We start from the raw sequence: 6,767 nt of genomic DNA on the forward strand, positions 1-6,767 counted from the left end.
ACCCTGTTAGACCCAGTGCCTTGGCCCCGCCGGTGGTGACGGTATCGAGTGCTATCGCCAGTTCGTCATCCCGTCGCAGATTGTTGCGCAGTCCTACGAACATTGCCCGTTCCAGCATATCGCCATTGCCATACGGACCCCAGGTATCGCGGATGCCGTCCGACCCGGCGCACAGTACCACGCCCGCTCGGACTAACTGCCGCACCGACGGCACCGGTCGCGACGCCGGTGCGGTCGTCATGATCGCGATCCCGGCGTCCGCGATCTCTGCCACCACGGGGTCCACCAGCGACGGGTCCGGCATGCCCAGGCAGAACGCGTGGCTGACGATGACCCGTCCGGCCATTCCCAGGGCGCGGGTCCGCTCGATGATCAGTTCCATCGAAAACAGGCCCATCTCGCCTGTCTCGTGCAGATGGATATCGACGCCGCAGCCGAACCGGTCCGCCATGCGGAATATCGTGTCCAGGTGCCCCTTCGGGTCGCGATCGATCGCGCAAGGATCCAGCCCGCCGACGGTCTGGGCACCGAGCCGCAGCGCCTGCTCCATCAGTTCGACCGTGCCGGGGCGCACCAACATCCCACTTTGCGGGAACGCCACCAGGTCGATCGTTACCAGATCGGCGAGCGCCGCCCGCGTCGCCATAACGCCCTCGATCCCGGCGACGCCGCATTCCGTGTCGACGTCGACATGGGACCGGATGAACGTGCTGCCGTGTGACAGGGACTGCATCGCCTGCCGGTGTGATTGTTGGGCTGGCTCGATCGGCAGCGCCTTGCGCGCGGCACGTTCGTTTTCGATTTTGTCGATCAGCCGCGGTCCGACTTCGTTTCGATACCAGGGCAGACCGAGCAGCGATTTGTCGAGGTGAGTGTGGGCTTCCACCAGGCCGGGCAGCGCCAGTCGTCCTTTGCCGTCCAGCACGGGCACACCGTCACTGGCCAAATCGGGACCGATGGCGGTTATCGTGCCGCCGCGGATCAGGATATCGGCCGGATCGCCCCCTAGCGGACGAACATTTCGCACCAGCAAGTCGCCAGCCATGGCCAGACCTCCCATTGGATTTGCCCACTTTGGCTACATCAAAGTCACACCGCAATTCCGCGTCACCACCCCACGAAACAGCGGTGAAATGTCGACATCCGGTTCTCCGCCACCTTGCCAAACCGTCCGTCCATGCCATCCTGCCTAAACCCTACCCCAACGGAGGAAACAGTGACCACCGGGCGTTGCCTCTGCGGAGCCGTAACATTCTCCATCTCGGCGGACCGGATCACCGGCCGCACCTGCTGGTGCCGCGTTTGCCAGTATATCGGCGCGGGAAATGGCACGGTGAATGCGATCTTTCCGTCGGCCGCCGTCACGGTCGAAGGCGAGATGCAGGATTATCTCAGCACCGCTGACAGCGGATCGCGTATGCACCGGCGGTTCTGCCCCGTTTGCGGCACGCATCTGTTCAGCGCGTCCGAGTCCACGCCGCATCTGGTGGTCGTTCGGGTCGGGGCATTGGACAATCCACAGGCTTTTCCGCCGGTCGGCACAATCTGGACCAAGTCGGCGCCCGACTGGGCCTGCTTCGACCCGGCAACGCCCCGGATCGAGGGCCAGCCGCCGCCGGTCAAACCCAGGCCCGGCTGACCCCTGATCCGTCACAACGCATACGCCTCGTCCTGGCGCTGGTCGCTACAACACAGGCCGCCACTCCCACGCCGGAGCGGACGTGTAGACAAGCGTCACGGTCTCGCCGGGCCGCACGATCATGGTCCCCTGCCTCAAGGCGTGGATTGAGCCCCCGACACCGACCCGCGTGACTGCTCCGCCATACACCGCGACCAGCACCAGATGGCCTGTCGTATTGGTCACCGCCGTTCCGCTCGGTGGCACGGCCGGTGTGATGACGTTCGCTTCGGCTTGTTGCAGCCACAGCCCCTGCGTGCCGGCGACCGCGACGCCGCCGCGATACAGTGCGATGTTGGGGTTGGTGACGATGTTGGCGTTTCCCGCGGTGAAGTTCAGTCCGGTCATCGCCGCGAACTGGCCGCCGATGAAGGTGTTGCGCGCGGCGTGGGGGCTGTCGACCAGGATGGCGGTATTGACGACCTCGATGTCGAGGGCCTCAAAGACATTGCCGAACACGTAGCCGCGGGTCAGTTGAACGCCCGTGCCGGCGTCGGAGAAACTGCCCATGAAGCGGGAGAACGCAGCGTACCGCAGTTGTAGCGACACGCCCTTACCGGTGCCGGTGATGGAGCCGCCGCCGGTGTTCGTCGTGATCGTCTCGAAATCGCAGTTGACGCAGCCGTTGACCTGCAAGGCTACGGCGGCTTCGTCATTGGCGGCGTTTTTAAACTCCATTTGGGTGAAAGTGAAGCCGTTCAATGCATCCGTCAGGTCTGGTCTGCCGAGTTGCACGCCCGGGCCTTTTGTGTCGGTTAAAACCGTAAAGTCGGAGAAATGACCGTAGAACATTGCCTTGGCGGCGGTGATCAGAAGGGGCGTTCCGGACTCTATGGCGCGCAGGTCCAGGACTGACTGGCCCTGACCGGCACCGGCGATCCGGATGCCGTTCCGCCGTTTGGTCATGTCCCAGACGATGGGCGATCGGGCGACACACGTGCCGACCGGCAGTGCGCCTTTTCCGCCGTGGCGCATCAGGTGGAACCACCAGGCGTCGATCGCGGCGGTATCGTCGGTTTTCCCGTCGCACTTGGCGCCGGCTTCGGTCAGACTGTACGGGCGGGATACATCCGGTTGGGGAATGTGTGGTTTGCACGTCTCGGCGGGGTTGGTGCATTGTGCCCTGGCTGAGCACGGCAGCAGGGCAAGGACGGCCAGGAGACACAGGCGAATCAGAGTATATTCACCGTTCACAGCAGGAGTTTCCGATTTGGTCATGACATAACCACAACTGTAAAGCAACAAAAATCGTTCCGCCGTCTTGTCACGCGACCACTCTTGATCCCAGACCGCCGGTCAGCGGCCGGATCATGTTGACGCCCAGCGCCCTGGCGTTCACCCACAGGCTGTAGGGGCTGACGAGAACCTGGCTTACGGTCCATATCATGACCGCTTCCCAGGGATCGGTTGGCCGCAGCAGCAGGACTCCGGCCGAACTGGCGACCAGGCCCGCCAGATTGGCATACAGCGTGAACCTGGCCTGGCCGACGGCGATCAGTGCCACGCCCGCGGGAAAGGTCAGCGTGGACCATGCCATCAGGGCGACCAGGGGCATCGCGGCGTGACCGGTGGCCGCCCATTTCGGGCCCATCACGATGGCGACGACCTGAGTCAGGCCGATGCCCAGCAGCAGGCAAAGGGGAACGATCACCGCCACGCTGCGGCGCAGCCAGCGGTCCACCTGCGCCAGCATAGCCTGTCGGTTTTGCTGATATTCGGACAGCGCCGGCAGCATCAGCCGCCACAGCGCGGTGAATGTCAGTTCCCGGACTGTGTCGACCAGGCGGAACGCGATGTGGACCTGCCCTAAGATGGCGGCGCCGGCGGTGCCGCCGATCAGCACCGCGAACAGCCGGTAACGGCCGATCAGGACCAGGGTGGACGCGGTCAGGGGAATACCGATCGTCAGCAGGGACCGCACCGAGGCCCAGTCCAGCCGGCGGGACGGTACCCAGCCGCGGCCGATCAGCAAAGCCAGGGCGCCGATCGTGGTGGTGGCGGCCTGCTGGCACACCAGCGCCCAGCCGCCGGCGTCGGCGAAGGCGGCGGAGACGCCCACGGCGGTTCCCAATCCCTGCCCGATCAGCGTGCGCAACGCCAGGGCGCGGTACGCACGCTCTCGCGTCAGCAGGCCCTGGACGACGCCGGCCGCGCCGACCAGGGGCAGGGGCACGGCCAGCAGCAGGGCCATCGGCACCAGTCGGTGGTCGTTCAGCAGGGTGGCAAGGCCCCAGCCGGCGGAGGCCTGGAGGAACAGGGCGATGCAGCCGACGGCGACCGACGCCCAAAACGCGCTGGACAGGATGCGGTCGTCGATCGTGGCCCGCTGCACCAGGGCGTCGGCGAAGAGGGCGTTCACCACGACCCACAGGACGATATGGACCGCCGTGGCCGCCGCGCCGATGCCGAACTCGCCGGGGCCGACGATACGGGCGACGACAAAGGACGTGACGATGGACAGGATGGCGGACACGCCGGCCTCCAGCCCCGACCAGAAGGCGTCGCGTTTCATGCTGAGCGGCGGCGGAGGGCTGCGAAAGAGACCACGGCGGCGAACGGAGGAAGCCACATGATGCGGGCTTGGTAGCGGTCGTGTGGCGCGGATAGGCCTCCGGTGATGGCGGCACTGAGCGGCAGGACCAGCAGCACGGCGAGCAGGAAGCCGGCGTGGGCTGTTCGGCGGCGGAACGCGCCGGGCACCAGAAGGGCGCAGGCGATGATGCCGGCCAGGTCGACGATCTCGTGGACTTGCGCCAGGGGCGGCGGCACCGACAAGGTACCCCGTTGTTGGCGCGCGGCGGCGTAGGCGGCTTGTTCCCGAACGGGGAAATAACGCTCGATCCAGGGCGAGACCTCGGCCGGCCAGGGGTTTAGGCCGTCGCCGCTGGCGAATTCGGTGATTTGCGTCAACGCGTTGGCCAGCCCGGCTCGGATTTCCGCCAGCGTGGCAGCGCGTAGGGCGGCCTCGATGATCGCATCGGCTTCGGTTGAGACGATTTTGGGGCCGCCTGCACGGTTGAGTGGGCTGTCGTGGGTCCAGAGGAACTCGTCCGACGTGGGTGGGAAGTCGTCGAGGAAGGGACACAGCCGCCAGTGGCCGACGGGACAGTCGCGGTGCAGCGCGGCCATTCCCGGGCCGTCGTAGATCACGCGGGCGAGCAGGAAGATGTTGCCGAAGGGGGAGACGGCGAAACGTCCGTGCGCGGCGAGGTTGACGGAACAGAGAGCGAAGAGCGCGAGAGCGGGCGGGAGAACGAGCAGGGGCCAGCGACGGGGCCGGGTGGGATGGATCGGTAGCCAGGTGTCCGTCATGGCCGGGACACGCCCCGCAGGCGTCAGGATAAGAGGCGGCACTTTCTCATCGTCATGGCCGGGCGTGTCCCGGCTATCTACGCACCGGCCGACGAAGCGCGGATGGCCGGGACACGCCCGGCCATGACGGATGGGCTGCGGCAAATCCACCCCAACAATTTCCCCGCCATCTCTTGGCCTAATGCTGATGGGGACACGTCCGGCGATGACCATAAAGGTTAGCACCATCAACACGCCGGCGGTCAGCGGCAGGCTGGATTGTTGGGTGGCGATCATCAGGGTGGCGAGCCCGGCCAGACACACTTGCTCGGTGCGTGACAGGCGGTCCGGCGCCAGGGCCAGCAGACAAAGCGACAGCACCAGCAGGGGGGTGAACAGGTCGGGCATCAGCTCGCAAACCAGCCAGGGAAGCCAGGTGCAGGCGGACAGGATGCCGACGCCGGCGATGAAGGTTGTTCCGGACACCCCGGGGGCCAGCGCATGGCAGACCAGTCGCAGGACCCATGCGGCCAGCAGCGCCTGGGCCACGATCACCGGCCAGACCGTAATCCTCCAATGCAGCGGCAGCATGAACAGGGAGTAGAACACCGGACGGTCCCAGCCGGCGTAAAAGCGGATCGCCTGGGACAGATAGGTTCCGGTGTCGGCGAACACGATCGGATACCCGTTCCACAGTGCCGGCCACAGCAACAGCGCCGCGGCGGCCGGGACAGCGAGACGGGCGGTCCGGTCAGTCGCCATAGCCGTTCGGATGGGCTTTTCGCCAGGCGAAGGCGGTTGCGACGATATCGTCCAGATCGCCATGCGCCGGCTGCCACCCGGCTTGCTGTGCCCGCGTGGACGACGCCACCAGCACGGAAGCGTCGCCGGCCCGGCGTGCCACCACCTGGTACGGAACCTTCAGCCCTGATACATGTTCGACCGAGGCGATCACCTGCCGCACCGAATGGCCGGTGCCATTGCCGAGGTTCCAGATCACGGCGCCTCGGTCCAGTGCCTCCAGTGCCAGCAGATGCGCCGAGGCCAGGTCGGAAACATGCACGTAGTCGCGGATGCAGGTGCCGTCCTCGGTCGGATAGTCGTCGCCATAGACGTCCAGCGCGGGGCGCCGCCCGAGCGCGGCGTCGATGACGAGGGGGATGAGGTGGGATTCCGGGCGGTGGTCTTCGCCGAGGCGGCCGGCGGGGTCGGAGCCGGCGGCATTGAAGTACCGCAGGCAGGCGAAACGCAGCCCGTGCACCTGCCCAGCCCAGCGCAAGGCGCGTTCCAGCATCCATTTGCTGTCGCCGTAGGCCGATTGCGGGTCGATCGGTGCGTCTTCCGGGATCGGTTCGGCGCTGTCGAGGTTGAACAGCGCGGCGGTGGAGGACAGCACGAATCGTCCCACGCCGTGGCGCACGCAGGCGTCGATCAGCCGGATGCCATTGGCGGCGTTGTCGAGCAGGTAGCGCATCGGCATGCGCATGCTTTCCCCGACCTGCGACAGGGAGGCGAAATGGAACACCGCGTCCCAGGCGCCGTCACCCAGCAGGCTGTCGATCGGTCCGGCGTCCGCGAGATCGGCGACGACCAGCGTGGCTCCCGCGGGCACAGCCGCCCGGTGGCCGGTCCGCAGGTTGTCCAGCACGGTGACGTCGCCGCCCCGGTCGACCAGGGCCGCCACCAAGTGGCTGCCGACAAAACCGGCCCCGCCGGTCACCAGAAAACGCTGCGCCATGATCCACTACTCCCGAAAATACGCTTTGTAGCGGCGGTGATGCACCCCCGCATCGGCGTG

The 6,767-nt window shown here is 66.4% G+C and carries 6 protein-coding genes; 1 reads left to right on the plus strand and 5 read right to left on the minus strand.

Annotation, left to right across the window (positions count from 1 at the left end; translation table 11 throughout):
* On the minus strand, positions 1 to 1,045 hold a 1,045-nt coding region (locus tag GSQ89_RS26095; protein ID WP_158930780.1), incomplete at its 3' end, for an amidohydrolase family protein.
* Between the two features lie 171 nt (positions 1,046 to 1,216).
* Here GSQ89_RS26095 and GSQ89_RS26100 point away from each other — a divergent pair.
* Positions 1,217 to 1,639, plus strand: coding sequence for a GFA family protein (locus GSQ89_RS26100; protein ID WP_216856401.1), 423 nt, complete (start codon positions 1,217 to 1,219; stop codon positions 1,637 to 1,639).
* Positions 1,640 to 1,684: 45 nt separating this feature from the next.
* Here the strand turns inward: GSQ89_RS26100 and GSQ89_RS26105 are convergent, their stop codons facing one another.
* The 4 genes from GSQ89_RS26105 to galE form a co-directional block, all read right to left on the minus strand.
* The gene (locus GSQ89_RS26105; protein ID WP_158930784.1) at positions 1,685 to 2,872 is read right to left on the minus strand and encodes a hypothetical protein; all 1,188 of its coding nucleotides are present in this window, start codon (positions 2,870 to 2,872) and stop codon (positions 1,685 to 1,687) included.
* A gap of 70 nt (positions 2,873 to 2,942) precedes the next feature.
* Complete coding sequence (locus GSQ89_RS26110) at positions 2,943 to 4,190, minus strand: oligosaccharide flippase family protein (protein ID WP_158930786.1); 1,248 nt, start codon at positions 4,188 to 4,190, stop codon at positions 2,943 to 2,945.
* Positions 4,187 to 5,731, minus strand: a complete 1,545-nt coding sequence (locus GSQ89_RS26115) for a hypothetical protein (protein WP_158930788.1) — start codon at positions 5,729 to 5,731, stop codon at positions 4,187 to 4,189. Before GSQ89_RS26115 ends, GSQ89_RS26110 begins: the two co-directional genes overlap by 4 nt.
* Positions 5,721 to 6,707 (minus strand): UDP-glucose 4-epimerase GalE, encoded by a 987-nt coding sequence (gene galE, locus GSQ89_RS26120; protein WP_158930790.1) that lies wholly within the window; start codon positions 6,705 to 6,707, stop codon positions 5,721 to 5,723. Before galE ends, GSQ89_RS26115 begins: the two co-directional genes overlap by 11 nt.
* Positions 6,708 to 6,767 lie beyond the last annotated feature (60 nt).

The sequence above is a fragment of the Acidisphaera sp. S103 genome, assembly GCF_009765975.1.
Taxonomy (GTDB): domain Bacteria; phylum Pseudomonadota; class Alphaproteobacteria; order Acetobacterales; family Acetobacteraceae; genus Rhodopila.